Here is a 26,355-nt window from a genome sequence, read left to right as displayed (position 1 = left end):
AGCTAGTGAAGTTTCTCTCTGTATAGAGAGAATGGATTGAAATTGTACCTGTGTATATTTGATACGCAACAGGTACGGTTTCTCTCTGTATAGAGAGAATGGATTGAAATCACAATCTGTAGTAGGTACAGGACGAAAAAGTACAGTTTCTCTCTGTATAGAGAGAATGGATTGAAATAATTATCAATTAAAAGTAAATGAAATTGAAGTGAGTTTCTCTCTGTATAGAGAGAATGGATTGAAATTTTGGTGATATTCATTTTATTTTCCTCCTTTAAAGTTTCTCTCTGTATAGAGAGAATGGATTGAAATTGCAATGCATAAAAATGATGTGGATTGGTTGGAAAGGTTTCTCTCTGTATAGAGAGAATGGATTGAAATTATAATGAATGCAAACGAATGTTCTTTATGTGGAGGTTTCTCTCTGTATAGAGAGAATGGATTGAAATTTGTATTTTCTGTTGGTTGCATCTACCAGAGCTGGTTTCTCTCTACATAGAGAAACCAGGTCAAAACATGTACCATAACAATCTTTCTTTACAGTAGAATAATTCTCCTGTCTTTATATCAGTACAAATCAACACAATTCCTACATTTGTTCTATATAGGAATGTGATATACTAACATTAATAAAATTTCTCGTTTGAGATAATACGAGTTTGCATTTTCATGCAAGCTTATTTATTTGCTTCATAAGTGAAAAGAAAATAAAGGAGGCTGTATAATGCGACAATATTTACAGCTATGTCAACACATTTTAGAACATGGTAATCGAAAAGAGGATCGTACAGGGACAGGCACAATTAGTGTATTTGGCTATCAAATGCGTTTTAATTTGCAGGAAGGGTTTCCTATTGTAACAACAAAGCGACTCGCATTTCGAACATTGATTGCGTCTGAGCTTCTTTGGTTTTTAAAAGGCGATACGAATGTGCGCACATTGATTGCAGAGCGCAATTATATTTGGAATGAATGGGCGTTTGAGAAATGGGTGAAGTCACCAGAGTACATAGGGCCTGATATGACAAATTTCGGGTTGCGTGCTGCACAGGATGAAGCATTTGCTAAAGTGTTAGATCAGCAAATGCAAATTTTTAATGAGCGTATGCTAGCCGATGATGCCTTTGCAGAAAAATATGGGGATTTAGGTCCTGTTTATGGGAAGCAATGGCGTTCGTGGCCTACCTCAAATGGTGAAACGATTGACCAAATTGCCAATGTGATTGAACAAATTAAAAATAACCCTGATTCGCGTCGCTTAATTGTGACGGCATGGAATCCCGCTGAGGTTGATGATATGGCATTGCCACCATGCCATGCGTTTTTCCAATTTTATGTGGCAGATGGCAAATTATCATGTCAGCTGTATCAGCGCAGTGCGGACGTCTTTTTAGGTGTGCCGTTCAACATTGCATCATACGCATTATTAACACATCTGATCGCCAACGAATGTGGATTACAGGTTGGTGAGTTTGTTCATACTTTAGGGGATGCCCATATTTACAGTAACCATTTGGAACAGGTGAATGAGCAATTGATGCGTGAGCCAAGGGCATTACCTAAACTGCATATCACAGAAGGAAAATCAATTTTTGATATGACGATTGCAGATATTACGCTAGAAGGCTATGACCCACATCCATCAATTAAGGCACCGATTGCGGTTTGATAGCTTCGAGGGAGAAAGTTTAATGTCAAAAGTTCATACAATTGATAAAAAACATCTTGAACAGTTAGTAACAAGTTGCCAAGCAGAGTTACTTGTGAGTGAGCCTATTTTATTTCACTATCCAGATACACTTGTTGGAAAAGATGTAGACTGGGATAATTATACCAATAGAATAAAGCTGTTAAATGCCGATTTACTTAGACGCTTAAAACATAATGCCAATATTTATGCAATTCATGTTAAAGAGAAGAATTCAAGTTGGCAGGTAGTTTACATAGGTCAAAGGAAATCGAAGAATATACGTGAAAGAATGATTCAACATTTGGTCAAGAAAAATAAATCAACAGGATCTAAATTATTAGAAGTAAAGGATATTATTTTAAATGGCGGACAAATAGGGGTGTCATTTACAAAAGTTGAACCAGAATCTCTAAGGCTTTATGTTGAAGAAACAATGATTCAACAAAATAGTCAAGCACTCATTTGGAATAAACATAAATAATTTTTATTGCTATTTTCAAAAGCAATATATTTTAGAAAGATGAAAAATCAAAAGAATTAAAGTGAAGTGCGAATGTGAAGTGAACATGATTTCACAGGGGGATTCGCACCAAAAAGAAGGGGCGTTTCCCATTTACATGGGAAAATAATTGGGTTAATATTACCTTATAAATTTATTTTTAAGTGAAAAACCATGATAAATAATATTTTTATGCGTTTTTTCACGTTTCTCTCTGTATAGAGAGAATGGATTGAAATGCTGCCTTTTGTAATCGTTTGTTTCCAATACGAGGTTTCTCTCTGTATAGAGAGAATGGATTGAAATAACCGTGGACCGGGTAATTCGGCTGGTGCAAATGGGTTTCTCTCTGTATAGAGAGAATGGATTGAAATATATCGATCATACGCACCCATTTCATCTGGTTGCTCGTTTCTCTCTGTATAGAGAGAATGGATTGAAATGCACGATCCATCAGGGAAATAATAAATGATGTCAGTTTCTCTCTGTATAGAGAGAATAGATTGAATTTGCTTTCAAATAACAACGCTTGCTTGTGTGTTTCTCCCTGCATAAAGAGCACAGCTTGAAATCCCTACGCTGGTAATCCTTATGATGTCCCACTCTGCACAAAAAGAAGCTATCTGACAAAGTCATCATACTCTGTCAGATAGCTTTTTCATTATAATCATTTATACATGTGAAACATGAACTGAGTTAGCTATTCCTCTAAATTCTCCGACATCCATTGCAGCTGCTGCTCTAGCTCCTGCAGCATAGAGAGTTTTGCTTGCAACTGCTTTTCCACAATCACCGATTGTCTAAACAGGTCCTGTGTATGTGCCTCTAAATCGCTAAGAGAGGGTAGGGGAGCTTGTTGTTGGAGTGAGTTGGCCGCTTGCTCTAATTGTTTGGTTGCGGATGTTAGTTGCTGCGATATTTGCTCGAAAAATGCAATTAGCTTTTGCTCACTAACGCTTTGCTTGGCAGTGGAAGCTTGCTGCAATTGATTTTTGGCTGTAGTAAGCTGTTTGTTTTGTGCACGGAGCTTGTTTTTTTCGTCGAGTAGTGAGGCGATTTGAGCGATTTTTTTGCGGCGTTCGATTTTTAAAGCTTGAATTGTTTGCTTGTAGTGCAATGCTTGCTGCTGCCAGTCCTTTTCTTTTTGTCTGAGCTGTGCGGCAAGGTTTTTCTTGTCCTGTTCTAATTCGAGAATAGTGGTGTAATGCTTATATTTTTCGTATTGGGCGAGCTTTTCCTCTAAATGTGCAATAATCTGTTTGAGCTCTTCGTTTGTCAAACGTATGCCTCCTTTCTAGGGGAGTTGTTCAAGCAATTGTTCAAACTGCTGCTGTTGCTTTTGAATGAGGGCATCAAGCGCAGCGATGGCCTCTGTATCATCAGATGAAGGGGCATTTTGCAATAAGCACCGAAGCACGAGCTGTAATGTTTCCTTTTCTAAATACATAAAGCTTGTATCGCCGCGCTCCGTTATCAATTTTTTCATATTAAGTTCCCTCCACCTCGTCCGCTGCATATCCTACACTAGCAATATGCAATGGGTTAATGACCATAAGCCCCTCTGGTATTTCGTCGCAGTATGTCCAGCCTTCTATTAAGCCAGAATACGGTTTTTGGTGTGACCATGTAAGCTGAAAGTGAGGGAAGATAATCATTTCATTTGGTGCGATGACGGTTTCATTGACAGGCTTGAACCAAAATTCCTCCTTGCTTTTTTCATCATTAAAACGCTGCCAAACGAGCTGGTCTTGAAAGGATTGTGTGATGCGGCTTGTCATATATTTACCCGAAAAGAAAAAGGGTGTCTGTTTATGTAGCTTTAAATAAATAGAAGGGTTTGTAATAGGTTGCGTGCCAACATTCCAAATATGGTAAGAGCCTAGGCAGAAGTTTTCTTCCTCTGCTTGATGGGCAATCGTCATGGAGCTGGTGAAATAGCTGACGAGCTGTGGTCGCGCTAGTCGCTCTTGAATTTGGGCGATGTAGCTTGTCGTTTGCTCTTCCAACTGTTTGATTTTTTCCATAATGTGCATCGGTGTGCCTCCTTTAAAAAAGAAAGAAAGAGAGGGCGAGCCTCTCTTTACAATATGCTGTTATCTCTATGATTAGCAGCTGCTTGGGAAAATATTTCCGCATTTTTGCGGACGTGCTGCTTGTGAACAGCCTGTTACGATATCTGCGCGTGGCTCGCAGTATTCTGCTAAAAATTCAACCGTCACTGGGAATGTCGATTGAATGCTTTGACACACGCTTACTGTAATCGATAAGTTTGAGAATGTAATTGTTGGCGTACCACCTGGTGGGAAATCAGGTGTAATAGCGCCTGTTGAACACACGAAGCAATCTAAATCTGTGTACGTAACAGAAACATCTGTCCCTTGTGGTGCACATAATGTAATTTGCTCACAGCGTGAAATGTTAAATGGCGCACTTTCATAAACAACACAGTTTGCCGTTCTTACAGCAATTGTTACCACAAAATTTTTCTGAATCGTTAATTGCTGCATCGTAACGTTTTTGCCACCCATTGTAAAGCAGCGATTTTCACGATTCAAAATAACAACAGGATTCGTTGGCGCTGGCACGACATTACATTGAATAGATGCATTTGTTAAATCGACAGTTGGTGGCAATGTTGGGAACGAAACAGCTCCTTGAGGCGTAAGCTCAAAAGTAAGTTCCTTCATAATCCAATCATATACCTTGTCGACATTAATGCATATTAACTCGCGTACCTGCGATGTCTTATTTTCTTGCATGTTTTGTTGACACCTCCATAAAAGTTTTTCTTTCGTTTGTATCATATGACGTGACGCTAAACGTATATAGGCAGAGAGAATAGGCTCTCTAATTTTGCGCTATTCTGTTTAAAAAATATTGCAATTCAGCACATTGCTGGTTAGATTTTTTCGCTTGCGCTCCAAAACTCCTCTTCAAAATCTGTGACACACTCGCTGAAACAAAATAAACTATGTTATGAATAGAAAGGAGGGATATTCATGAGCGATACGAATCGCCATTCAAAACGGCAATTTGAGACATTACATTCGCAAATTGCCGAATGCAAGGAAAAGCTAACGAAAGTGCAAAATAGCAATACAAAGGAAGAGATTTTAGAAATGAAACAACGCATCGAGCGTTTGAAAAATCAGTTACCACAAATAGACAAAAAACAACCGCCTGTAGAAAGAAAAGTATCGAGCTTTATGGAATTAACGAAAGCGGAGCAGGAAGCGCCACCATGCCAAGTGATAGATGCTTCACAGGAGCTTTCTTTCAGCCAATTGCAAAAAATCCTGCAGCCGATACAAGCTGCAGAAGAAAATAAAATAGAAGAACCACTCATCCAATATGAAGAGGGCAATGCATTTGGCACAAAGCATTTTAACGAAAGCTACTTCCAATCAATCCATGAGCAGTCAAACACCTTGCATAGTGGGTCATACCATAAAATTCATACAAACACCTATGCCAATATGCTACTAACGGAAAAGACGAATGCACAAGTGCTTGTTCAGCCATCTATGGTTACCCCAAACGCACTAGTAAATGAAGTAGTGAAGCAAAATACTATAGCACCAATAACGACAAATATGGAGCAACAAGCACCTCAAAAAATGGAACAACAAACTTCATATAATACAGCACTGGAACAACTAGAGGAACAGCCAGTAATCGTGGAAGAACCGAGGTCAATAGAACAGCAGTCTTCAATTGAAGAAGAACCAAAGCAAATAGAGGAGCAGCTTTCAACAGTGCAAGAGTCTAAGGAAATAGAACAGCAGTCTGTAATCGAAGAAGAATCGCAGCAAATAGAACAGCAGCTTTCAATTGAAGAAGAGGCACAGCAAATAGAGGAGCAGTTTTCAACAGAGCAACAGCCTGCAATCGAAGAAGAGCCACAACAAACAGAACAGCAGCCTTCAATTGAAGAAGAGCCAAAGCAAATAGAACAACAGCTTTCAATTGTAGAAGAACCACACCAAATAGAGCGGCAAAATTCAATAGAGGAAGAGCCGAAAGAAACCGAACAGCAGCCTGTAATCGAAGGAGAATCGCAACAGGTAGAACAGCAACCTCCAACAGAGGAAGAATTGCAACAAGTCGAACAGCAGCTTACAACACACGAAGAACCTCAACAAATAGAGCAACAATTCCCAATCCAAGAAGAACCTACACAAAGGGAAGAGCCAGCCTTTATTTCAGTACAACTCGAATCTCCTATACATCAGCTTGAACCGAGCATAGTGGAACAGCTAGAAACACCTAACATCCAAGAAGCACAAAACGATGATGAAGCACCTAAAAAGGAGAAGTATGCGTCGTTTTGGAATTTCTTTAGACGAAAAAGATAAAAGAAAACATCTTGCTCGTTTAGTTGTTAGCCCTTCACTCCTTTCTATCCGTGAATAGGATAAAGACGAAAGGAGGTGGAACAATGACAAATAAATATTTCAGACAGCATAGCGGGTGCGGTTGTTCGGGAGGTGGCGGTTCATGCGGACGTTCAGGTTCTGCGAATTGTACATCTAGCGGACCGTTCCAAGCGATTGATCAGGCTTGTATCGTAACGCCACCAGGTAACGGTGTGACAGGTGGATCAATTATTCCATTTTCTTCTGGTACAATACCAGCAGTTTTAACTACACTTGTAGGTGGTTTAGTTGGAACAGGAAGCTTGGTAGGCTTTGGTACGTCTGTGCCAGGTGTTTCTATATTAGGTGGTGCGATTACCTTACCACTTGGAACACTTGCATTACCTGTAACAGAGGCATTCTCAGTACCACGCGCAGGTACATTAACAGCGATTTCTGCATCGTTTACAGCAACGGTTTTAGTTGCGTTAGGTAGCTACACAGTGAATGCACAAGTGTATCGCGCACCAGCAGGTAGCACAACGTATACAGAATTAGTTGGTGCAACGGTTGATTTGAGCCCAGATTTAACAGGTCCTATTGCATTAGCACAAACAGTACAAGGAACTGCAACATTACCGTCAATTCCAGTAGCAGCAGGTGACACATTAATTATGGTATTTACAGCATCAGGCACTGGTGCATTATTAGATGCGGCTATTATTACAGGTACAGCAAGTGCTGGTTTAAATATCGCATAAAATGAAACTGCAATCAGTAGGGGAGAATCCTCATCCCCTACTGATTGCTAGCTTTCACTAATGGACAGTGATCGTCTATCCTTTTCATTTTCTCAAGTCTTGAAATAGGCATCTTGCTCCTGCGGTTACTCGTCGCAGAAAAGATTTGCTCCTAAACCTACTGTCCGTTAATACGAGATAAGTTTGGCAAAGCTGTGTGGAAAGTAGGCAAATGAGCCACTTTCTGCATGGCTATTATTGCTGTCTGCATTTTTTCAGTATATGCTTATAAATAGGAGGGGTCTAAATGATTTCATTAATCGTAGCACATGATAAAAATCGAGTAATTGGCTATAAAAACGAGATGCCTTGGCATTTACCAGGAGATTTAAAGTATTTTAAGGAAATGACAATGGGCAAACCTGTCATTATGGGACGCAAAACATTTGAATCCATTGGCAAAGCACTACCAGGAAGACGCAATATTGTGATTACACGCAATGCGGCATATGTGGCAGACAATATTGAAGTAGTGGGAAGCTTAGAGGAGGCATTAGCATTGGTTCAGGACGAGCCTGAAATTATGGTAATTGGTGGCGAACAAATTTTTAAGCTGGCATTAGCGCTAGCGGATCGTTTATACATTACTGAGATTGATTATGCATTTGAGGGTGATACATATTTCCCTGCATATGAGGGCTGGCAGCTTGTGAGTGAACGTGAGCCAGTACAAGCGAAGGAAGGTTATTTCTTCAAGTATTGTATTTATGAAAAATAATCGAGTAGCTGTAGGAGCGCTTTCCTGCAGCTATTTTTTTGAACAATTTGTGAAATTAAAAAAAGAGGCTTTTCTTTTTTTGAAAAAGGTGTAGAATATGAATTAAGAAATTGTTATAAAACAGATTATATTTTATTTATCTGTTATAATACTAAAATGAACTGAATGGAGGCTTTTCATATGTGGGTAATTACAGTATTTGAGCAACAGAACGTTCGTATTTTTGAGTACACTAACAAAGACGAGGCAATGCAAGCATTACAACGCTTCAGCAAAAACGCAGTATTATCATACATGAAATAAGTAAAAGAGTAGCAGGGGAATGTACCTGTTACTCTTTTTCCTTTTGAAAAACGAATGAATAGGAAATAACTGTTATAAGAGCGCATTTTTATATCGCTTTGAATCAAGGATAAAAGGGCAAGGTAACTGTGCGATTGAAGGTGCATTTACCTTGTTTTTTACATGTCGGAGAAAAATAAGAGGGGAAAGTGATCAAATAAAAGAGAAAAGTGATCAAATAGCTAGCAAAATCGCTCAAATAGTCAAGCCTGCGCATCATTAATTTTAATGATTAACCAAATAAAGGTTGCATTTTTTATAATCTCTGTGTACTATTTAACTATTACACTAGAACGCGAGGTGATGGAATGAAAAGTTTTTTCGCTTTGATGCAGAAAGAATGGACTGTTTATCGGGTGCAGATTTTTGTGATGTTTGTGCTAAGTCTGTTATTGATGTTTGTTGTACCCTATTTGATTGATAAAAACATGGAGATGACGATACCACCTGAGCAGGTAGTTTTTTCCCTTATGTTGTTAGGGCTTGTGTTAGCAACAATGGGTGTAGTGATGCAGTTGATGATGAGCTTGAAGGCCGATGTAAGGCGCAAGGAGATGTGGTTACATTCACCACAATCGATTTATCAGCTTGTTGGCGCTAAAATGCTGTTTAATTGGTGTGTGTCTGCTGTCTTTACGTTGACTGTTTTGTTGATTGGGTTGAGCCTCGTTTCTACGTATTTTGGCTGGTCAATGGCACAGGTTGTTGTAGCAAGTATAGCGATGAGCGTAATTGTATTGGGGTGGCAAATCTTTCTGTTAGTTTTTATTCAAATATTTTATAGCTTATATTTGCAGATGCAGTGTTATATCGGGAGATTTGCTATTGCTGTGACCGTTCCACTAGTGGCATTGATGCTTTTTATCATGGCGAAGTTTGAGGAGAGCGCCTTGTTTCAGGTACTTTTCCATCATGGCTATGTTTCATTAGAGCCGTTGGAGCGATACTTGCAGCCGACAGATGATTCGATGTTTATATTGATCGGGTCGATGTATATCGTGCAGGAGCTGTTTTATATCTGTCTGCTGATAGCATGCTTTCTTGTTAGTGCCAAATGGCTGGAAAAGGTGGTATCGCGATCATGACAGATTTTACGCGCGATAAACCGATTTATAGTCAGCTGGTGGATCGAATTTGTGGGGAAATTATTAAGGGGCATTTGCGTTTAGGTGATAAGTTACCTTCCGTGCGGGAGTACGCTGTCGAGAGTGGTGTGAATGTCAATACGGTACAACGTGTCTATAAGGAGCTGGAGCTGATGCAATTAACGGAAACGAAAAGAGGACAAGGGACATTTATTACGATGGATGAAGCGCGCATTCATCAGCTACGTGATGAAATGAAGGCGCAGCTTGCAGATCATTTTTTGTCATCGATTGAGGCGCTCGGCTTTTCGCAAGAGGAAATGCTTCAAGTGTTACAGCAAAGGGGGAAAGCCTGATGCTACAGCTACAAAATGTGACGTTTTCCTATGTGCGTAAGCCCGTTTTACAGCAGCTTTCACTGAATATTGCTCAAGGGCAAATGATTGGACTTGTCGGGGAAAATGGCAGCGGGAAATCGACGTTATTGCAATTAATAACAGGTATTTTACAACCGACAGAAGGGCAGATTTTGCTTAACGGGGCACCTGTAACACGGAGAAGTGCGAGCCAAATTGCCTTTTTACCTGATACCGATTTATTTTATGATTTTTATACAGCAGAGCAGTTATTCCGTTTTTATGAAACGCAGTTTGCGGATTTTTCCTATGACAAGGCGAATATCATTGGCGAGTTTTTAGAAATTGAACGTGGACGAAAATTGCGTCAGCTATCGAAGGGACAGCGTGGGCGTGTGAAGATGGCGGCCACCTTAGGGCGTGAAGTACCCCTCTATGTCATGGATGAACCATTTGCAGGCTTAGACCCACTCGTGAAAGAGTCATTGCTGAAAGGGCTAATTCAATTTACGGACATGGAAACGCAAACAATTTTATTATCAACACATGAATTGTACGAGGTCGAGCCAATTTTAGATGAGGTATTACTGCTGCGCGATGGGCATATCGCAGCACAAGGGCAGCTTGAAATGATACGAGATGAGCACAACCAAAATGCAGTCGAGTGGATGAAAGAGAGGATGAAATAACATGGCACAACAGCCAATTGTACAGCTACGCAATTTGACGAAAGTGATTCGCGGGAAAAAGCTAATTGATAATCTTCAATTAGACTTATATCCAGGGCAAATTACAGGCTTTTTAGGACCAAATGGTGCGGGTAAAACGACAACAATCCGTATGATGACGGGGTTAATGCACCCAACAGAAGGTGAGATTTTAATTGAAGGGCAGTCTTTAAAAGAGCATTATGAGGAAGCAATCAGCAAAGTAGGCGTTATCGTAGAAAATCCTGAAATGTATAAATATATGTCAGGCTATAAAAATTTACTGCATTTTGCACGCATGCACCAAAATGTTGACAAAGCACGTATTCAAGAGGTTGTGCAGCAGGTCGGGCTGGAAAATCGCATTCATGAAAAGGTATCGACGTATTCGCTAGGCATGCGCCAGCGTTTAGGGCTAGCACAGGCACTTTTACATCGTCCGAAATTTTTAATTTTGGATGAACCAACGAATGGCTTAGACCCTGCTGGGATTCGCGAATTCCGCACATATTTACGTAAAATTGCCGCAGAGGAAGGTGTGTCGGTGTTCGTATCGAGTCACTTACTGTCAGAAATGGAGCTAATGTGTGACCGCATCGCCATTATTCAAAATGGACAGCTCATCGACATACGTGAGGTACAAAATGAAGCACAAACAGTTTATTATGTGGAAGCTGAGCCTTTAACGAAAGTACAGGAGGTAGCAAAAGCATTAGCTATCGACTACAGTGCGAAAGAAAAGGGCTTGGAGCTGCATATAACAAAAGAGCAAGTGCCGCAGCTTGTTACCGCACTTGTGGCGCAAGAAGTTCAAATTTTTGCGATACAGCCACAGCAAAAAACATTGGAAGAACAATTCCTAGAAATGACAGGAGGCGGGCAAATTGCTGAAGCTCATACAAAATGAATGGATGAAATTATGGCATCAAAAAGCAACATGGGTGATGCTAGGTATTTTAGTTGTAGCGATCGTTGGTGTTGGAGGGCTGAATAAATATTATGAAGAAACCGACCCGCGCGATTGGCATGTTGTAGAAAAAGAAAAAATCGAACAGCTTTCTAAGGAAGAGGATGCATATTCACAGGAGCAAGTGATGATTGCTGAACACCGATTAGTACATGATATTGCTCCACCAAATGGCATGACTGCTGTGAGCTTTCTAGATTTCAGTGCACAGCTTATAATGTTTGTGACACTGTTTGCAGTCATTGTTGGAGCAAGCATCGTATCGAGTGAATTTTCAACAGGCACAATTAAAATGCTGCTGACACGTCCAGCTTCGCGCGCGAAAATTTTAACATCGAAGCTTGTTACGACCTTCCTCTACGGCTTTTTTATGCTAGCTGTGAATTTTGCGTTAGCAGGAATCGTTGGACTTATTTTATTCTCAAGTAGTAATGGAACGGTGTTAGAGGTTGTCAATGGGCAGGTGCAAGAAGCTGATGTATGGGGGAATTTAATAGAATTCGCAGCATTATCATTAGGAGATTTTGCGATGTCGATTCTTTTTGCCTTTTTAATTGGCTCAGTGTTCCGTTCAAGTGCATTGGCGATTGGGTTAACGATGTTTTTATCATTTACAGGTAGCATGGTCGTCATGCTGCTTAGCCAATATTGGTTTACAAAATATATATGGCTTGCGCATACAGGCTTAACGCAATATGCACAGGGCGGTCAGCATATACTGCCTGGTGTGACGATGTCATTTTCACTTGCAGTATTAGCAGTCTACGCGATACTTTTCATCGTGGCGAGCTACTGGTCGTTTATGAAGCGTGATGTGACGGCGTAATTTAATGATTGTGAAAATGTTAGGCTTTTAGTCTAACATTTTTCTGTTAGAAGGATATTTTCTAGTTTTCAGCGAATTAGAATGACACAATAGGAGGCATGGAATATGAAAATTAACAGAATAGATCATGTAAGCATAAACGTCCATAATCTTTCTGAGGCGAAAGCCTTTTTTGTTGATTTAGGGCTTGAAGTAAAAGCAGAATGGGAATTACAAGGCGAACAATTAGACACAATCGTGGGACTTCCTAACGTGAAAACCGCATGTGTGGGGCTAGGGATGCCAGATGGTCAAGTATGGGTAGAGCTAGTTAAATTTCATTCACCATCAGACGAACAAGGCATTCAACAATCTTCTGCCAATACACTAGGTATTCGACATATTTGCTTTGCTGTTGAAGATATCGAAGCAATTATAGCAAAGCTGAAACTGAAGGGTACGGAAATTTTTAGTGAGATACAGCAATATGAAGAAAGCTATAAGCTATGCTACGTCCGCGGTCCAGAGGGAATTATTTTAGAGCTAGCAGAGAAAATTAAATAACCTTATTTGAGGGAACATAAAAGCCATGTAACAAGGGACATTGATGTCTTTGTTGCATGGCTTTTATTTTTGGTACGAAGAGAAAGATATACGTAGATGGAAATCCATATGTATTCTCTCTGTGCAGAGAGAAACCAGCAATACTTTGGATGATGGTTGGAGCTGCCTCATTTCAATCCATTCTCTCCATACAGAGAGAAACTAATGATAGGCATTGTTGGTTAATTCACTAATTGATTTCAATCCATTCTCTCCATACAGAGAGAAACTTGCAATGCTTTCTCAATACCTGGATGCTGAAATATTTCAATCCATTCCCTCCATACAGAGAGAAACGCATTCGTTGATTTAGAAGCATTTTTTGCTAAAATTTCAATCCATTCCCTCCATACAGAGAGAAACGCTAAAAAGGTTGGAACTAACGTATTTATTCAAATTTCAATCCATTCCCTCCATACAGAGAGAAACTGTGAAAAAGCACATAAAAATATTATTTATTATGGTTTTTCACTTGAAAATAAATTTATAAAGTAATATTAACTCAATTATTTTCCCATGTAAATGGAAAATGCAGCTGTTTTTTGGTGCGAATCCCCCTGTAAAATCATGTTCGCTTCACATTCGCACCATTTAAAAAATCCTTTTAGCTATACATATCTAGTATTTTTTCTTCGCTACGTTTTCATATTTGAACATTTTGTTTAGAGAGAAATACGATAATGCAAAGCTACATTTGTCAGAGAACGCGTCAAGTGTATATGAAAAAGGAATAACTATAATGTTTTTTCCAACATATCAAAAGAATTTGACTTTCTTTCAATAATTTCTTTATTTTTTAACCTAAATTTAACCTTTGCTCTTTAGAATGGATGCAGAAAGGAGAATTCAATATGAAGAAGACATTACTTATCACATGGGGCTTGATTTTATTGCTCATGTCAATGCCAGCTTTAACAGCATCCGCCACGTCCAATCCATGTGTTTTTGGCATTGGCAACCAATCAAATGGCGGTGATAATCATCTTAATATCACCTTTTTTAAAAGTTTGACACAAACCTTTATAGCACCCTCTACTACAGAGTTGACTAAACTTGAGCTTAATTTTCTTTATTACAATAGTTCAGCAATTACAGTCTTTGTAGATGTAAATGATCTATCATCTGGAACAACAATCGCCCAAACAAGCAAACTGATATCGTCCTCTGGGAGGGGCTGGGAAACCATAAATTTTTCACCGCCTGTTTCACTCGAAGCTGGCAAAACATATGCCATAAAAGTTTATAATGATTTATCAGATGTGACAATGTTAGGGATTTCTCCAAAGTCCTATATGGCAGGAATCTTCTTTACGGGAAATGGGGATTTTTTAGCTCGTGAGGAAATGAGATTGAAACTATATATGCAGAAAGGAGACCCTAGTAGAGCTACTGCTAATTTAAGTGAGCTTTTAGTGGCTGACTCTGTGCGCAGCATAGAAACTGATTCAATCAACCGAAAATACCAAGTCATCGTCCTACCTACAGCCACAAGTCTTACACTAACACCCAACTTGGAAACACCTGCCGACTCGTTTTTGACGGTAGATGGGGTGACATGGCAAAGCGGTACACCTTATACACGCACTGTAGATGAAGGTGTACAATCCATTGTCTTTACGGTGACAAAAGGAGATTGCTCAGGATCCCAATCTTATACAGTAGATGTCATCAAGGATACAACACCACCAACAATTACAGGCACGGTCTCTCCACAACCAAATGCGAATGGCTGGAACAATGGTGATGTGAACTTGCAATGGATAGTAGCAGATAGCGCCTCAGGGATTAACCCGACAACAATTCCTAGCTCGCAAATAATTAAGGCTGAAGGAGAACACTCAATAACCAGAACAGTAAAAGACAAGGCTGGCAACAGTGCTTCAAACACTGTGATAATTAAAATTGACCGTACAGTGCCAACCATTAGTGGTACAGCAACAAGTCAACCAAATGCAGATGGTTGGTATAAGGACGATGTTACGATAAAATGGCTTGCTAATGATGCGTTGTCAGGTATTGTTGTACAACCAAACGATAGCGTCATTACAGGTGAAGGGGATAATTTATCTGCAACTGCAACCGTCAATGATAGGGCAGATAATCAGGCAAGTGCCACAGTCGATGGCATCAAAATCGACCGTACAGCACCTGTGACAGCAATTGCTACAGCAGATGGCACAACAAGCATCACACTAACAGCGACTGATACACTATCAGGGGTAAAAAACACCTTTTATCAAATTGATAATGAACCTATAACAATAGGCAACACTGTAGATTTCCAAAAAGATGGCTCCTATTCATTGAAAGTATGGAGCGAGGATATGGCAGGCAATGTGGAGCAAGCGCAAAGCATACAGGTGGATATCGACCAATCTGCACCGAATTTTGTAATGGATTACCCTAAAAAAGGGGCGATCCAAAGAGAGTCCGCTGAAATACTTGTGAAGTTTGATGAAGCAGGAAAAGTTTATTATCTTTTGACGAATGATAAAACTGTACCAGATGTTGCACAAGTGAAGGCATCAGCTCATATCACTGTTGCAGCAAACACAGAAGAAAAGATTCACTTAACAGGGTTAAAAGAGGCAACAGCATATACCCTTTACATGGTCACGGAAGATAGCAAAGGCAATCTTTCACAAAATGTTGCAAGCCTTACATTCCAAACAGCTTCTCCTGCACCAATTGCTGTAGAGAGCATTCGTTTAAATAGCACTGAACACACTTTGCAAGAAGGCGATAAAGGCTTTGCGTTACAAGCAACCATTACGCCAGCGAATGCGACCAACCAACAAATAACATGGGGCAGTAGTAATGAGCGAGTAGCTAAAGTAAATGAAAATGGCTTTGTGACACCGATAGCGGCAGGGGAAGCAATGATTCAGGCAACAACGGTAGAAGGCCATAAAACCGCTTTAGCAAAAATCATTGTTAAAAGAAATACACCTAGCTTTGTTTCGGGTGGTGCGTCACCATCCATCCCTGTAAAAGAAATCGAGCTCAATTTCAGCTCTTACACTTTTAAGGAATCGGATGCAGGCATTTTGTTAAAAGCGACAATTACACCAAGCAACGCAACCAATCAACAATTAAAATGGCATAGCAGTGATGAAAAAATAGTGACAGTAGACCAAAATGGCTTTATGACACCAATAGCCGCTGGAGAAGCGATGATTCATGTGACAACGATGGATGGCAGTAAAACTGTTTCTGTCAAAGTGACAGTGCTACCAAAGTCTTCTGTACCAGCTCCAACACCAGAGGAACCGAAGCAGCCTGACAAGCAAGTGTCGTTCACAGATACTGCAAATAGTTGGGCTAAAGAGATGATTGAGGAATTAGCAGCACAAGGTATTATCCAAGGCTATGAAGATGGAACTTTCCGTCCCAATGCCCTGATTAGTCGTATGCATGTGGCAGTGTTATTAACGAGAGCCTTTTCACTCGAAACTGTAAGGAACGCAGAGGATTTCTCAGATGTGCTGAAAAATCACCGTTACTATGAAGCGATTAAGGTACTACAACAAGCGGGCATTATAGACGGGGCAAATGGTGCATTCCATCCAACAGAAAATATGACAAGGGCACAATTAGCCAAAGTGCTTGTCGGGGTGCTTGGGCTAACACCACAAGGCACAAGCTCATTCAAGGATGTAGATAGCAAACATTGGAGTACAGGCTATATTGCCGTGTTAGAGCGTGAAGGCATTGCACTTGGGGATGCAGGCAAATTTAACCCGAACGAGCCCGTCACAAGAGCACAGTTTGTGGCATTTTTATATCGCATTATGCAAAAGTAGAGTGCAGAGTGAGAGTATATATAACGAAATATAGCAATTTATGCAACGATAAATCTATCAAACTAAATTAATTAGGTTGTATTTAAGTATATTCCAATTACCCATAGCTGTGTATTTGTAGTAAACTGGTTATAGTTCATGATACATGGGCAAACACACCTCAAAATTATTGGGTATTGTTGTGTAAATTTTATAGAATAGAAAGAGTAGCTAGTTAATATGCTACTCTTTTTTAGTTATAATTTAGAGAAGAGGTGGAGCATCCGTGAAAAAATGGATATTTATTTTTGTTATTCTGTGTGTCTCACTCTTACTATCTTGTGGTGATAATTCTCAAACTTTACAAATGTTATATACGGATGGAGGTATTGAAAAAGTTGATAAAATTATTTTAAAAGATGGAACTACAGGTGATATTAAAACAATTACAAAAGAAGAAGATGTTGATAAATTTCTTGAAATGGTTAATAATATTGAATTCTCTCCTCGAAAAAACCAGCGAGATCGCGAAGGATGGATGTATCAAATTACTTTCTACGATAAGAATAAAGTATTTAAATTTACATTACATCAAGTTGAGGGATACTTATTATAATACCAATCCTGACATTTATCCAATAGTGGATAATTTTTATAAAAATATAGATACAAAATAGGAATAGCTTGACTTTTCTTTTAATTTCTTTTCGTCACTCAATAAAAAGATGGGGTGATTTTATATAAATGAATTTAAGAATATTTGAATTCTCGACTTCTTTACCACTACTTATTATTTCCTTAGGATTTTTAGCAGTTTTATTATATTTATTAAAAATAAAATAATAAGGGTCTATATTCCAAGTATTCTTTTATCTTATGGTTTAATATTTTCAGTCTTACAAATATATGTTTTGAGTAAAGGGTTTTCTGGAATTCCATATGTATTAATCTCTTGGTTGTTTATTGCAATGTTGATAATATCCATATTCATTGCAGTTAAGCGCCATTTAGAAATTTAGACCTATGAGAAATACTTGAATAAAAATAACTTCAATTAGCAAGGGAGAGTTTGAAGGAAAATAAACCCCATGCAACAAGGAGCATTGATGGCGGCACTGACCTAAAAAAATGAGACAAATAAAAACACCTTTCGTTGAAAAACGGGTATTGTACCTTATCAAATCAATGTGGAGGTGTTTTTCTATGGGGACAAGAGTGAGTTACCCAGTAGAAGTGAAAATGAAAGCAATTGAAATGAGATTAGCAGGCATTCCTGTAAAACAAGTACTAGAGGAGCTAAATATTCGTAACCATTCTCAGTTAAAAACATGGATGAAATGGTACAAGAACGGCGAATTACATCGTCTTGAACAGCCAGTAGGAAAACAATATACATTTGGCAAAGGGCCTGAATATGAAAGTGAAACCGCTAAGTTACAAGCAGAGAATCGTTATTTAAAGCAACAAATTGAAGTGTTAAAAAAGTACGCAGAGTTGGAGAGGAAGTGGTCCCAAAAGTTGTAGTAGAGCTAGTAGAGGAGTTAAAAGAAAGGATGCCGATTGGTGAAATCTGCCGTCATTTAGGTGTAGCTCGTTCGTCGTATTATCGCTGGAAGGTCAATGGAAATAAATTCACTCAAAAGGATCTTCGAGACCAACAAATTGGCGACTTGTGCAAGTTACACAAATTCAGATACGGCTATCGAAAAATCACAGAATTACTTACTGACATTAGTGAGAAAACGGTGCAACGTGTGATGCAAAAATACGGTTGGCAATGTCGTGTAAAGGTAAAGAAACGTAAACGTACGGGACAACCAGCTCACATTGTTCCTAACTTATTAGCACGTGATTTTACGGCATTAAAACCGCTAGAAAGGCTCGTAACAGATATTACTTACTTGCCTTTTGGACAATCTATGATGTACCTTTCAAGTATCTTAGACCTATTTAATGGCGAGGTTATTGCGTTTACAATTGGTTTTACACAAGATACCGACTTTGTCTTAGATACGCTAAATCAATTACCCGATCTACCAGAAGGCTGTATCCTGCATAGCGATCAGGGTTCTGTTTACACATCTTATGCATATCAGAAGGCAGTCAAAGAAAAAGGAATGACCATGAGCATGTCTCGTAAAGGCACGCCCGCTGATAATTCCCCAATTGAAACGTTTCACTCCTCGCTAAAGTCTGAAACGTTCTACCTCGATGATATTTATCGCACAACAAATGCGTGTGTCATAAATATTGTCGAAGAATACATTTACTATTATAACAATATTCGGATTAAAACGAAATTAAACAACCAGTCGCCGGTTCAATACCGTCAACTGGCTGTATAATAAGGTGTTTTCATACTGTCTCAAAAATAGTATTCAGTGCCGGCTTTGTTGCATGGGGTTTATTTTTTGTACGGAGAGAAACTAAATCCACGATTTTATAGATGCTTCTATCCGAGTATTTCAATCCATGCCCTCTACACAGAGAGAAACGTTGGCTACACATACACAAAAAACTTGGGAAACTTTATTTCAATCCATTCCCTCTATACAGAGAGAAACAGTACACCATCTGCAATGCCGCCCATAGTTCGTAATTTCAATCCATTCCCTCTATACAAAGAGAAACGATACCATTTCCTTGATCGTTTTTGACGATATCTATTTCAATCCATTCCCTCTATACAAAGAGAAACCAAAGAAGTAGCACAAGAGCAAGTGGAGCAAAAAATTTCAATCCATTCCCTCTATACAAAGAGAAACTGTGAAAAAGCACATAAAAATATTATTTATCATGGTTTTTCACTTGAAAATAAATTTATAAGGTAATATTAACTCAATTATTTTCCCATGTAAATGGAAAACGTTACTGCTTTTTGGTGCGAATCCCCCTAGGAAATCATGTTTGCTTCACATTCGCACCATTTAAAAAATTCTTTTAGCTACACTTATCTAGTATTTTTTCTTCTCTAATGCACAGCAATATAACTTTGGAAGAGAAGAAGGTAAGTGCGGGTCATGAAGGAGGTTAGTAGCATGAGCAAAAAAATTGTCAGACATCTTGTTTGTCGAGTAAGCTATATAAGAATATGTTTGAAGTAGATAATTTTCGGGCATATTTGACGAAGAAAGCAATTGGATGGAGGCAATAGTATGAACGTTGTAGCAATCGTAGGCAGTTTACGTAAAGCATCATACAATATGATGTTAGCTGAATTTATTCAAAAACGTTATGCGGAAAAAATAACGGTCGAGATTTTATCATTACATGATATTCCGATGTATAACCAAGACGAGGAAAATAATCCGCCGCAGTCAGTGATTGATTTTAAGGCAAAAGTGAAGGCAGCAGATGCGGTACTTTGGGTAACACCTGAATACAATGCATCCATTCCAGGTGTACTAGGCAATGTAATTGACTGGTTATCACGCGTTGATAAAGTGATGATTGGCAAGCCTTCTATCGTGATGGGCGCATCAATGGGCAATTTAGGAACGGTTAAAGCACAAATGCATTTGCGCGATATTTTATTCGCACAAGGTCTTGGTTCGCCAGTTTTACAAGGCAACGAAGTATATATCGGTGCAGCACATACAAAGTTTGACGAGGCAGGCAACTTAACAGACGAAGCAACAGTTAAATTTTTAGACCAAGTAATTGACAATTTTGTCGCTTGGGTGAAGTAGCATACAAAGCGGCTAAGGGAAGTATTTCTTAGCCGCTTGTTTATTTTCCAAACAAATACGCCTTCAACAACGCAAGTCGCTCGCGCTGGTTAGCTCTTTTCTCCACAGATGATGGTGTTTCTGCTGCAAGCACATCTGCCTCTAGCCCTACCTTCCCCGCTAAAAATTTTGCCCGTTGTAGGTGAAAATCGTTGGACACAATCGTGATTTTAGAAATATCCACTGGTAATAGCTCCTTTGAAAACAGTAAATTTTCATATGTAGAAGTAGACGCTTCCTCTAGTATAATGCGATCTGCTGCGATGCCTTTATTCATTAAGTAAGCCGCCATAATGGACGCCTCGCTTGCAGGCTCATCGCGCCCTTGCCCACCTGACACAATCGCCTTGACATGTGGATAGTCCTGCAAATAAGCAGCAGCCGTGTCAAGTCTTGTTTGCAAGGAGAGAGACGGTTCCCCAGTATGTCGAACTTTTGCGCCTAAAATAACCATATAGTCATTTGTGCCATCTGCTTGTGGTGAGGTGCCTTTGTTTATTTCCTTGCCTAAGAAATAATAGCCTACACCGCATACAACAGCAACGGCAGTAACAATTGAAATCCATTTTTTCATAACATCACCTCTTTCCTTACTATAACGAATAGATGAGAAAAAAGATTCGAATGTATTGGAAAATATGATAAATAGTGCTACGATAAGAAATAACGACGATTTGCAGGGGGACGCGTTCAGCGTTGAGAAGGTTAAAACCTGACCCTTTGAACCTGTTCAGTTAACACTGGCGTAGGGAGCAACCAAACCTTGTATGTGAGGCTCTCTATTTTTTAGAGGGCTTTTTTTGTCGAAAATTGAAAGAAAGAGGCTACATAATGATGACCATCTATAAAATTAGACAGCAGCAACCGTTAATTCATTGCATTACCAACTATGTTGTCGCAAATTTCACGGCAAATGGACTACTAGCTATCGGGGCATCTCCTGTGATGGCTGATGAAGTAAGCGAAGTTGAACAAATGACATCGATTGCAAGTGGGCTACTCATCAATATTGGTACATTAAATCAATCGAAGGTGCCTGCAATGCTGGCAGCCGGAAAAGCGGCGAACAAGCAAGGGGTGCCAGCTGTGTTAGATCCAGTTGGTGTTGGCGCAACGAGCTACCGTCAAGAAGTGATTCAGCAATTGCTACAGCAAGTGAAGTTTACATTAATTCGTTGCAATGAGGGCGAACTTGCTACAATCGCAGGTGTGGAATGGCGAGCAAAAGGCGTCGATAGTGGACAAGGTAATATTGATACAATCGCAGTTGCACAGGAAGTGGCAAAAAAATATGATACAATTGTAGTTGTAACAGGTGCGGTCGATATTGTCACAGATGGAACAATTGTGAAAAAAGTAGCAGGTGGACATGAGCGTATGACATTGGTGACAGGCTCAGGCTGTCTATTAAGTGCACTTTGTACTGCTGCGTTGACAGTGGAAGGTGAGCCTGTCGCAAATTTAGCGGAGCTTTTACAAACATATAAGCAAATTGCAGAGGATGCGGAGCGCAACACAGCGTATATTGGCTCGTTCCAAATAGAAATATTGAATGGCTTAGAAAAGTATTCGAAAGGTTGATGAGAATGGACATTGTAATGACAATTGCAGGCTCGGATAGCGGTGGCGGAGCTGGTATCCAAGCGGATTTAAAAACATTTCAGGAGCTAGGGGTTTATGGCACATCAGCTATTACGGCCTTAACGGCTCAAAACACGCTCGGTGTTTCAGATATTTTAGCTGTCTCGCCTGAATTTACGGTGGCACAAATCAAGGCGGTATTTGAGGATTTACAAGTGAAGGCTGTGAAAACAGGCATGCTTTTTTCAGCAGATATTATTGAGGCTGTGGCAATGGAGCTACAGCAGCATAGCGTACAGCTCGTAGTTGACCCTGTAATGATTGCCAAGGGTGGTGCTAGCTTATTGCAGCAAGAGGCGGTGCAGGCATTAAAAACAAAGCTACTGCCAATCGCAACAGTGTTAACGCCGAATATTCCAGAGGCAGAGGAAATTACAGGCATTCAAATTGAAAGCGTGCAAGACATTGAAGCGGCTGCGAAAAAAATATTAGCACTTGGCGTGCAATGTGTTGTGATGAAGGGCGGACACTTAGAAGGCGAGGAAGCGGTCGATATGGTATTTTTTGCAGATGGCTCCTTCTTCGCAATGAGCAGTGAACGCATCGATACGAAGCATACGCATGGCACAGGCTGTACCTTCTCAGCTGCTTTAACAGCCTTTTTAGGAAAGGGCTATGCACTGCGCGACGCCATTATTGAGGCGAAGCATTTCATTCAGGCAGCGATTGCGCATCCGTTAAATATTGGCAATGGGCATGGACCGACAAATCATTTTGCCTACCGTAAAGCGCAAATGAAAGGGCAGGTGAAGCTACATTGAAACGTGCGTCGTTAGCTGTATATTTTATTATGGGAACTACTAACTGTCAGCGTGACCCACTCGTTATTTTAGGGGAAGCGTTGCAGGCAGGTGTGACTATTTTCCAATTGCGTGAAAAAGGTGAGGGGGCGCTACAAGGTGAGGCGTTGTTAAACTTTGCTAAACGCTGCCAACAGCTTTGTCGCACGTACGGCGTTCCTTTTATCATCAATGATGATGTGGCACTTGCCTTAGCTATTGATGCAGATGGTGTGCATGTAGGGCAGGATGATAGTGAGCTGGCTAAAATTCGCTCACAATTTGCGGATAAAATTATCGGTGTCTCTGTTCATAACAATGAGGAAATGCAGACAGCCGTTGCGGGTGGTGCAGACTATGTTGGCATCGGACCTATTTTTGCGACCAATTCAAAGGCGGATGCCAATGAGCCAGCAGGTGTGACGTTTTTACAAAAGGCACGTGCAAGCTATCCTGATTTCCCAATTGTTGCAATTGGTGGTATTACACCAGAGCGTACAGCACAGGTGCTGGCAGCAGGTGCAGATGGCGTCGCTGTTATTTCAGCGATTTGCCAAAGCGACAATATTGCGCAAACGGTAAATGATTTTAAAAAATAGTAGATTTTTGAAACTGAGCATGCAATTTGTGCTCAGTTTTTGTATGATTAGGAAAAGGGAGATGTTGAGAAGTGAAAAAATGGCTATTTTTAATTATTGCTGTAGTAGCAATACTGACAGCCTGTACAGCTACTACGAATGAAGAGATTACCATTAAGCCGCTTGAAGACTCAGAGTATACACGCACATTTCAAGAGCTACATCTAGGCTATATATGGGATTTCAATTTTGCCTTACCGCAAGCAGATCAACGAACAGTTCAGCTCTGGGTGGAGAAATATAGCGATGGTCAAAGGGATGAGAATTTTGAGGCGAGCCTACAATATGGAATGAGCCCATCAGATTTTGAAGAAGGGCATATAGGGGCTGGTTTAATGGATGGCGAAGCGTTTTCTTTATTTCTTTACGCACCAAGTGTCAAAGCAAAGCCACAAGCGATAGAAAATTTGAACCTCGATACAGGCATGTATACATGGGAATATGCTTTTCAAGAAAAGCAAGCATTGCAGTTAAATACAGAGTACATAATCGGCACGTTCCGCCATTCATTAAAGGATGCGATGCGAAGTGGCTATGATTTGTCGAATGAGGAAGAGGTGCAACAGCTCCTTCATGATGACACGAACGTCCTATTATTGAAAATCAAAGTGACGGAGAGTGAGTAACAATGCTTAAACAAGCGATGCTAGAAGATGCGCCACAGGCTGCAGCATTAGCTCAAAAGCTTTGGCCAAATAGCGATTTACAAGGGGAAATGGAGCAGCTTTTACAGCAACAGGATGTCTTTATTGTGCTTGCCTACAGTGCTGAGCAAGCAATCGGCTTTGCTCAATGCCAAGTGCGCTATGATTATGTAGAGGGGACGGAAACGAGCCCTGTCGGTTATTTGGAAGGTTTATATGTAGAGCCCCAAGTGCGTCTACAAGGAATTGCGAAAAAGCTTGTGGCTGCATGTGAGGAATGGACACGTCAGCAAGGCTGCACAGAATTCGCCAGCGATTGCGAGCTAACGAATGAAGATAGCCTCAATATGCATTTGCGATTAGGCTTTACTGAGGCGAACCGCATTATCTGTTTTACGAAAAAGCTGGAGACGGAGCTAAAATAATAGCTCCGCCAGCCACCAGCCTGTAAATGCCAGTATTCCTCCGCACAAGCAGCTTATGCATAAATAACTAGCTGCCGCCAGCAATCCGCGGCTATCATAAAGCCTCACACTCTCAACAGAAAAGGTGGAGAAGGTCGTAAAGGCACCTAAAAATCCTGTGCCTGCCAGCAATTGTATGGAGGAGCTAGGTCCCACACCGACACAAATGCCTAATAAAAATGAGCCAAGTAAATTAATGCCAAATGTAGCTAATGGTAAGACTGTGTTCACATGGGCCTTCACCCAATTGCTAATGGCGAAGCGACAAATTGCCCCAAAAAAGCCCCCGATGGCAACGAATATCATACGCTCGCCCCCTTCGCACCGAGACGTAAGCCAACGAGTGCACATATAAAGCCCCCAACTAAGCTAACCATGATATAGCTAGCGGCCACCAGCATATGCCCATCACGCCATAACGTCACATTGTCCACACTAAAGGTTGAAAAAGTCGTAAAGGCACCGAGAAAGCCTGTCGTCATTGCAGTTGCCAAATTCGCACTCACTTTCGGAACACGCGGCAAAAAGCTTGTCAGCCAGCCAAACAATAATGAACCAATTAAATTAATAAGTAAGGTAATCATAGGAAACATCCCAATATAAAGAAAGCCCAGTGCATAGCGCAAAGAAGCGCCAAGTGCCCCTGCAAGCCCAACAAATAGATATTGCATTCAATCACTTCCTTCTGTAGCTATATTTTAGCATAATCGGTCGTTGAAATAGTCAGAATGGACAAATATACTAAGAAGTAAAGAGAGAGGTGAGTGGATGCGAATTCGCAGTGCAGTTATTATAGAAGAAAATGATAAAATATTACTGATTAAACGTGTGAAAGAAGGACAAACCTATTTCGTTTTCCCAGGAGGACAAGTCGAGCAAGGCGAAACGCTTGAGCAGGCTGCTATTCGTGAGGCATTAGAGGAAGTTGGTGTCATCGTTGAACTAGAAGGGCTATTTTTTGAGCTTTCATTCAATGGACAACAAGTATATTATCGTGCTAAGATCATTGGGGGCAAAATCGGCACGGGCACAGGTCCAGAATATAGTCAGCCAGAGCTGTACAGCGGCACATTTGAACCCGTTTGGCTTGCCAAAAATGAGCTAACAAAACACGATGTTAGACCAATAGAGTTAATAGAAAAGCTGTTTGAAAGGTAATCACTTTCAAACAGCTTTTTATTTTGGGAACCAAATAAAAATAAGACAGTCTTATACTATGAAATTTTTGTTTTTCAATATATATTTATTGATAAACGATAAAAAGGAGTGTCTATAATGAAAAAACAAACGCTTTTCTTGAAAGCAACTTTAATCCTTCTTGCATTGCCTATATTGGCAATATGCCTTGTCGGTTTCCCATTTCTTGTGATGCACACCACAGAATGGGCACTTGCTTGGACCTTGTATGGTATTGGTGCTCTCCTTTACAGCACAGCTGCCGCTTATTTTATGGCACTATACCAAGCCTTAAAGCTATTAAACCTCATCGACGACAACAGTGCATTCTCCTATGACTCTGTCACAGCGCTGAAAAAAATCAAATGGAGCGGCTTAGTCATCGCAGGCTTATACGCCATCAGTATGCCATTGCTCTACATTATTGCAGAACACGATGACGCACCTGGTGTGATTATCATCGGCCTTGTACTAGGTGGCGCAGCACTTGTTGTCAGCATTTTCGCCACTGTCCTGCAACAGCTCCTAACAAATGCGATCGCTATGAAAAACGAAAACGACTTAACGATATGAGGT

At 40.2% G+C, this 26,355-nt stretch carries 30 protein-coding genes, 4 CRISPR repeat arrays and 1 riboswitch (1 of these 35 cut by a window edge); of the genes, 23 read left to right on the top strand and 7 right to left on the bottom strand.

The window, feature by feature from the left end:
• A CRISPR array of direct repeats spans nt 1-449; the repeat unit is 33 nt; unit sequence GTTTCTCTCTGTATAGAGAGAATGGATTGAAAT (it extends 460 nt beyond the left edge of the window).
• A 275-nt stretch (nt 450-724) separates the two neighbouring features.
• Both R6U77_RS15485 and R6U77_RS15480 read left to right on the top strand, forming a co-directional pair.
• Nucleotides 725-1,669, top strand: coding sequence for a thymidylate synthase (locus R6U77_RS15485; RefSeq protein ID WP_319836335.1), 945 nt, complete (start codon nt 725-727; stop codon nt 1,667-1,669).
• Between the two features lie 22 nt (nt 1,670-1,691).
• Nucleotides 1,692-2,171: a hypothetical protein gene (locus tag R6U77_RS15480; protein WP_319836334.1), complete on the top strand. Its 480-nt coding sequence runs from the start codon at nt 1,692-1,694 to the stop codon at nt 2,169-2,171.
• A 224-nt stretch (nt 2,172-2,395) separates the two neighbouring features.
• Nucleotides 2,396-2,699: a CRISPR direct-repeat array (repeat unit 33 nt; unit sequence GTTTCTCTCTGTATAGAGAGAATGGATTGAAAT).
• Nucleotides 2,700-2,889: 190 nt separating this feature from the next.
• On the opposite strand, the gene R6U77_RS15475 is transcribed toward R6U77_RS15480, so the two are convergent.
• From R6U77_RS15475 to R6U77_RS15460, 4 genes are all read right to left on the bottom strand, one after another.
• Nucleotides 2,890-3,468, bottom strand: coding sequence for a hypothetical protein (locus R6U77_RS15475; protein ID WP_319836333.1), 579 nt, complete (start codon nt 3,466-3,468; stop codon nt 2,890-2,892).
• 15 nt (nt 3,469-3,483) lie between these two features.
• A complete protein-coding gene (locus R6U77_RS15470) occupies nt 3,484-3,675 on the bottom strand; it encodes a hypothetical protein (RefSeq protein WP_293929725.1) in 192 nt (63 codons plus the stop codon).
• A 1-nt stretch (nt 3,676) separates the two neighbouring features.
• Nucleotides 3,677-4,222, bottom strand: coding sequence for a hypothetical protein (locus tag R6U77_RS15465; protein WP_319836332.1), 546 nt, complete (start codon nt 4,220-4,222; stop codon nt 3,677-3,679).
• A gap of 72 nt (nt 4,223-4,294) precedes the next feature.
• Nucleotides 4,295-4,948 (bottom strand): BMQ_0737 family morphogenetic spore coat protein, encoded by a 654-nt coding sequence (locus R6U77_RS15460; protein ID WP_319836331.1) that lies wholly within the window; start codon nt 4,946-4,948, stop codon nt 4,295-4,297.
• 240 nt (nt 4,949-5,188) lie between these two features.
• On the opposite strand from R6U77_RS15460, the gene R6U77_RS15455 reads away from it, so the two are divergent.
• From R6U77_RS15455 to R6U77_RS15390, 14 genes are all read left to right on the top strand, one after another.
• A complete protein-coding gene (locus R6U77_RS15455; RefSeq protein WP_319836330.1) occupies nt 5,189-6,544 on the top strand; it encodes a hypothetical protein in 1,356 nt (451 codons plus the stop codon).
• 83 nt (nt 6,545-6,627) lie between these two features.
• Nucleotides 6,628-7,305 carry an exosporium glycoprotein BclB-related protein gene (locus R6U77_RS15450; protein ID WP_319836329.1) on the top strand — a complete coding sequence of 226 codons (678 nt, stop codon included), beginning with the start codon at nt 6,628-6,630 and terminating at the stop codon, nt 7,303-7,305.
• Between the two features lie 286 nt (nt 7,306-7,591).
• A complete protein-coding gene (locus R6U77_RS15445) occupies nt 7,592-8,062 on the top strand; it encodes a dihydrofolate reductase (protein WP_319836328.1) in 471 nt (156 codons plus the stop codon).
• 180 nt (nt 8,063-8,242) lie between these two features.
• Entirely contained in the window at nt 8,243-8,365 is a 123-nt protein-coding gene (locus tag R6U77_RS15440) for a hypothetical protein (RefSeq protein WP_319836327.1), read from the top strand.
• Between the two features lie 347 nt (nt 8,366-8,712).
• On the top strand, nt 8,713-9,489 hold the full coding sequence (locus tag R6U77_RS15435) for a hypothetical protein (protein WP_319836326.1): 777 nt from the start codon (nt 8,713-8,715) through the stop codon (nt 9,487-9,489).
• Complete coding sequence (locus R6U77_RS15430; RefSeq protein WP_319838386.1) at nt 9,483-9,845, top strand: GntR family transcriptional regulator; 363 nt, start codon at nt 9,483-9,485, stop codon at nt 9,843-9,845. Before R6U77_RS15435 ends, R6U77_RS15430 begins: the two co-directional genes overlap by 7 nt.
• Nucleotides 9,845-10,534 carry an ABC transporter ATP-binding protein gene (locus R6U77_RS15425; RefSeq protein ID WP_319836325.1) on the top strand — a complete coding sequence of 230 codons (690 nt, stop codon included), beginning with the start codon at nt 9,845-9,847 and terminating at the stop codon, nt 10,532-10,534. Before R6U77_RS15430 ends, R6U77_RS15425 begins: the two co-directional genes overlap by 1 nt.
• A 1-nt stretch (nt 10,535) precedes the next feature.
• Complete coding sequence (locus tag R6U77_RS15420) at nt 10,536-11,459, top strand: ABC transporter ATP-binding protein (RefSeq protein ID WP_319836324.1); 924 nt, start codon at nt 10,536-10,538, stop codon at nt 11,457-11,459.
• Nucleotides 11,437-12,345 (top strand): ABC transporter permease, encoded by a 909-nt coding sequence (locus R6U77_RS15415; RefSeq protein WP_319836323.1) that lies wholly within the window; start codon nt 11,437-11,439, stop codon nt 12,343-12,345. The genes R6U77_RS15420 and R6U77_RS15415 overlap by 23 nt, the downstream gene beginning before the upstream one ends.
• 105 nt (nt 12,346-12,450) lie before the next feature.
• A complete protein-coding gene (locus R6U77_RS15410; protein WP_319836322.1) occupies nt 12,451-12,888 on the top strand; it encodes a VOC family protein in 438 nt (145 codons plus the stop codon).
• Nucleotides 12,889-13,057: 169 nt separating this feature from the next.
• Nucleotides 13,058-13,357: direct repeats of the CRISPR family, unit length 34 nt; unit sequence ATTTCAATCCATTCTCTCCATACAGAGAGAAACT.
• A 421-nt stretch (nt 13,358-13,778) separates the two neighbouring features.
• Complete coding sequence (locus tag R6U77_RS15405) at nt 13,779-16,730, top strand: S-layer homology domain-containing protein (protein WP_319836321.1); 2,952 nt, start codon at nt 13,779-13,781, stop codon at nt 16,728-16,730.
• A 265-nt stretch (nt 16,731-16,995) separates the two neighbouring features.
• Nucleotides 16,996-17,325, top strand: a complete 330-nt coding sequence (locus R6U77_RS15400; RefSeq protein ID WP_319836320.1) for a hypothetical protein — start codon at nt 16,996-16,998, stop codon at nt 17,323-17,325.
• A gap of 587 nt (nt 17,326-17,912) precedes the next feature.
• A protein-coding gene (locus tag R6U77_RS15395) for an IS3 family transposase (protein ID WP_319835761.1) occupies nt 17,913-19,054 on the top strand; the annotation gives its coding sequence in 2 pieces (ribosomal slippage) (nt 17,913-18,186 and nt 18,186-19,054; 1,143 coding nt in all).
• Nucleotides 19,055-19,171: 117 nt separating this feature from the next.
• Nucleotides 19,172-19,474: direct repeats of the CRISPR family, unit length 33 nt; unit sequence ATTTCAATCCATTCCCTCTATACAAAGAGAAAC.
• Nucleotides 19,475-19,864: 390 nt separating this feature from the next.
• A complete protein-coding gene (locus R6U77_RS15390) occupies nt 19,865-20,398 on the top strand; it encodes an NADPH-dependent FMN reductase (RefSeq protein WP_319836319.1) in 534 nt (177 codons plus the stop codon).
• A 40-nt stretch (nt 20,399-20,438) separates the two neighbouring features.
• On the opposite strand, the gene R6U77_RS15385 is transcribed toward R6U77_RS15390, so the two are convergent.
• Nucleotides 20,439-21,011: a YdcF family protein gene (locus R6U77_RS15385; RefSeq protein ID WP_319836318.1), complete on the bottom strand. Its 573-nt coding sequence runs from the start codon at nt 21,009-21,011 to the stop codon at nt 20,439-20,441.
• Between the two features lie 94 nt (nt 21,012-21,105).
• Nucleotides 21,106-21,206, top strand: a riboswitch (TPP riboswitch).
• 65 nt (nt 21,207-21,271) lie between these two features.
• Here R6U77_RS15385 and thiM point away from each other — a divergent pair.
• The 5 genes from thiM to aac(6') all read left to right on the top strand — a co-directional run bounded on the left by thiM (nt 21,272) and on the right by aac(6') (nt 24,564).
• Complete coding sequence (gene thiM, locus R6U77_RS15380; protein ID WP_293929793.1) at nt 21,272-22,018, top strand: hydroxyethylthiazole kinase; 747 nt, start codon at nt 21,272-21,274, stop codon at nt 22,016-22,018.
• A gap of 5 nt (nt 22,019-22,023) precedes the next feature.
• Complete coding sequence (gene thiD, locus R6U77_RS15375) at nt 22,024-22,839, top strand: bifunctional hydroxymethylpyrimidine kinase/phosphomethylpyrimidine kinase (RefSeq protein ID WP_319836316.1); 816 nt, start codon at nt 22,024-22,026, stop codon at nt 22,837-22,839.
• Nucleotides 22,836-23,456, top strand: a complete 621-nt coding sequence (gene thiE / locus R6U77_RS15370) for a thiamine phosphate synthase (protein ID WP_319836315.1) — start codon at nt 22,836-22,838, stop codon at nt 23,454-23,456. The genes thiD and thiE overlap by 4 nt, the downstream gene beginning before the upstream one ends.
• Nucleotides 23,457-23,527: 71 nt before the next feature.
• Nucleotides 23,528-24,121, top strand: coding sequence for a hypothetical protein (locus R6U77_RS15365; RefSeq protein WP_319836314.1), 594 nt, complete (start codon nt 23,528-23,530; stop codon nt 24,119-24,121).
• A gap of 2 nt (nt 24,122-24,123) precedes the next feature.
• On the top strand, nt 24,124-24,564 hold the full coding sequence (aac(6'), locus tag R6U77_RS15360; RefSeq protein WP_319836313.1) for an aminoglycoside 6'-N-acetyltransferase: 441 nt from the start codon (nt 24,124-24,126) through the stop codon (nt 24,562-24,564).
• On the opposite strand, the gene crcB is transcribed toward aac(6'), so the two are convergent.
• Entirely contained in the window at nt 24,556-24,909 is a 354-nt protein-coding gene (crcB, locus tag R6U77_RS15355) for a fluoride efflux transporter CrcB (protein WP_319836312.1), read from the bottom strand. The genes aac(6') and crcB overlap by 9 nt on opposite strands.
• Complete coding sequence (locus R6U77_RS15350) at nt 24,906-25,274, bottom strand: fluoride efflux transporter FluC (protein WP_319836311.1); 369 nt, start codon at nt 25,272-25,274, stop codon at nt 24,906-24,908. The genes crcB and R6U77_RS15350 overlap by 4 nt, the downstream gene beginning before the upstream one ends.
• A 97-nt stretch (nt 25,275-25,371) precedes the next feature.
• On the opposite strand from R6U77_RS15350, the gene R6U77_RS15345 reads away from it, so the two are divergent.
• Together R6U77_RS15345 and R6U77_RS15340 are read left to right on the top strand one after the other, a co-directional pair.
• The gene (locus R6U77_RS15345) at nt 25,372-25,761 is read left to right on the top strand and encodes an NUDIX domain-containing protein (RefSeq protein WP_319836310.1); all 390 of its coding nucleotides are present in this window, start codon (nt 25,372-25,374) and stop codon (nt 25,759-25,761) included.
• A 117-nt stretch (nt 25,762-25,878) separates the two neighbouring features.
• Nucleotides 25,879-26,352: a DUF2975 domain-containing protein gene (locus tag R6U77_RS15340; protein WP_319836309.1), complete on the top strand. Its 474-nt coding sequence runs from the start codon at nt 25,879-25,881 to the stop codon at nt 26,350-26,352.
• Nucleotides 26,353-26,355 lie beyond the last annotated feature (3 nt).

The sequence above is a fragment of the Lysinibacillus louembei genome, assembly GCF_033880585.1.
Classification (GTDB): Bacteria; Bacillota; Bacilli; order Bacillales_A; family Planococcaceae; genus Metasolibacillus; species Metasolibacillus louembei.
This window is presented reverse-complemented; position numbering and strand designations above follow the sequence as displayed.

Excerpts from the sequence above, each read along its gene's own strand:
- R6U77_RS15405 (WP_319836321.1), top strand. The coding sequence starts at position 13,779 with ATGAAGAAGACATTACTTATCACATGGGGCTTGATTTTATTGCTCATG.
- R6U77_RS15480 (WP_319836334.1), top strand. The coding sequence starts at position 1,692 with ATGTCAAAAGTTCATACAATTGATAAAAAACATCTTGAACAGTTAGTA.
- R6U77_RS15345 (WP_319836310.1), top strand. The coding sequence starts at position 25,372 with ATGCGAATTCGCAGTGCAGTTATTATAGAAGAAAATGATAAAATATTA.
- R6U77_RS15385 (WP_319836318.1), bottom strand. The coding sequence starts at position 21,011 with ATGAAAAAATGGATTTCAATTGTTACTGCCGTTGCTGTTGTATGCGGT.
- R6U77_RS15460 (WP_319836331.1), bottom strand. The coding sequence starts at position 4,948 with ATGCAAGAAAATAAGACATCGCAGGTACGCGAGTTAATATGCATTAAT.
- R6U77_RS15485 (WP_319836335.1), top strand. The coding sequence starts at position 725 with ATGCGACAATATTTACAGCTATGTCAACACATTTTAGAACATGGTAAT.
- R6U77_RS15420 (WP_319836324.1), top strand. The coding sequence starts at position 10,536 with ATGGCACAACAGCCAATTGTACAGCTACGCAATTTGACGAAAGTGATT.
- R6U77_RS15435 (WP_319836326.1), top strand. The coding sequence starts at position 8,713 with ATGAAAAGTTTTTTCGCTTTGATGCAGAAAGAATGGACTGTTTATCGG.
- R6U77_RS15425 (WP_319836325.1), top strand. The coding sequence starts at position 9,845 with ATGCTACAGCTACAAAATGTGACGTTTTCCTATGTGCGTAAGCCCGTT.
- R6U77_RS15340 (WP_319836309.1), top strand. The coding sequence starts at position 25,879 with ATGAAAAAACAAACGCTTTTCTTGAAAGCAACTTTAATCCTTCTTGCA.
- thiD (WP_319836316.1), top strand. The coding sequence starts at position 22,024 with ATGGACATTGTAATGACAATTGCAGGCTCGGATAGCGGTGGCGGAGCT.
- R6U77_RS15410 (WP_319836322.1), top strand. The coding sequence starts at position 12,451 with ATGAAAATTAACAGAATAGATCATGTAAGCATAAACGTCCATAATCTT.
- R6U77_RS15455 (WP_319836330.1), top strand. The coding sequence starts at position 5,189 with ATGAGCGATACGAATCGCCATTCAAAACGGCAATTTGAGACATTACAT.
- R6U77_RS15470 (WP_293929725.1), bottom strand. The coding sequence starts at position 3,675 with ATGAAAAAATTGATAACGGAGCGCGGCGATACAAGCTTTATGTATTTA.
- R6U77_RS15445 (WP_319836328.1), top strand. The coding sequence starts at position 7,592 with ATGATTTCATTAATCGTAGCACATGATAAAAATCGAGTAATTGGCTAT.
- R6U77_RS15450 (WP_319836329.1), top strand. The coding sequence starts at position 6,628 with ATGACAAATAAATATTTCAGACAGCATAGCGGGTGCGGTTGTTCGGGA.
- R6U77_RS15465 (WP_319836332.1), bottom strand. The coding sequence starts at position 4,222 with ATGCACATTATGGAAAAAATCAAACAGTTGGAAGAGCAAACGACAAGC.
- R6U77_RS15350 (WP_319836311.1), bottom strand. The coding sequence starts at position 25,274 with ATGCAATATCTATTTGTTGGGCTTGCAGGGGCACTTGGCGCTTCTTTG.
- R6U77_RS15440 (WP_319836327.1), top strand. The coding sequence starts at position 8,243 with ATGTGGGTAATTACAGTATTTGAGCAACAGAACGTTCGTATTTTTGAG.
- crcB (WP_319836312.1), bottom strand. The coding sequence starts at position 24,909 with ATGATATTCGTTGCCATCGGGGGCTTTTTTGGGGCAATTTGTCGCTTC.
- R6U77_RS15390 (WP_319836319.1), top strand. The coding sequence starts at position 19,865 with ATGAACGTTGTAGCAATCGTAGGCAGTTTACGTAAAGCATCATACAAT.
- thiM (WP_293929793.1), top strand. The coding sequence starts at position 21,272 with ATGACCATCTATAAAATTAGACAGCAGCAACCGTTAATTCATTGCATT.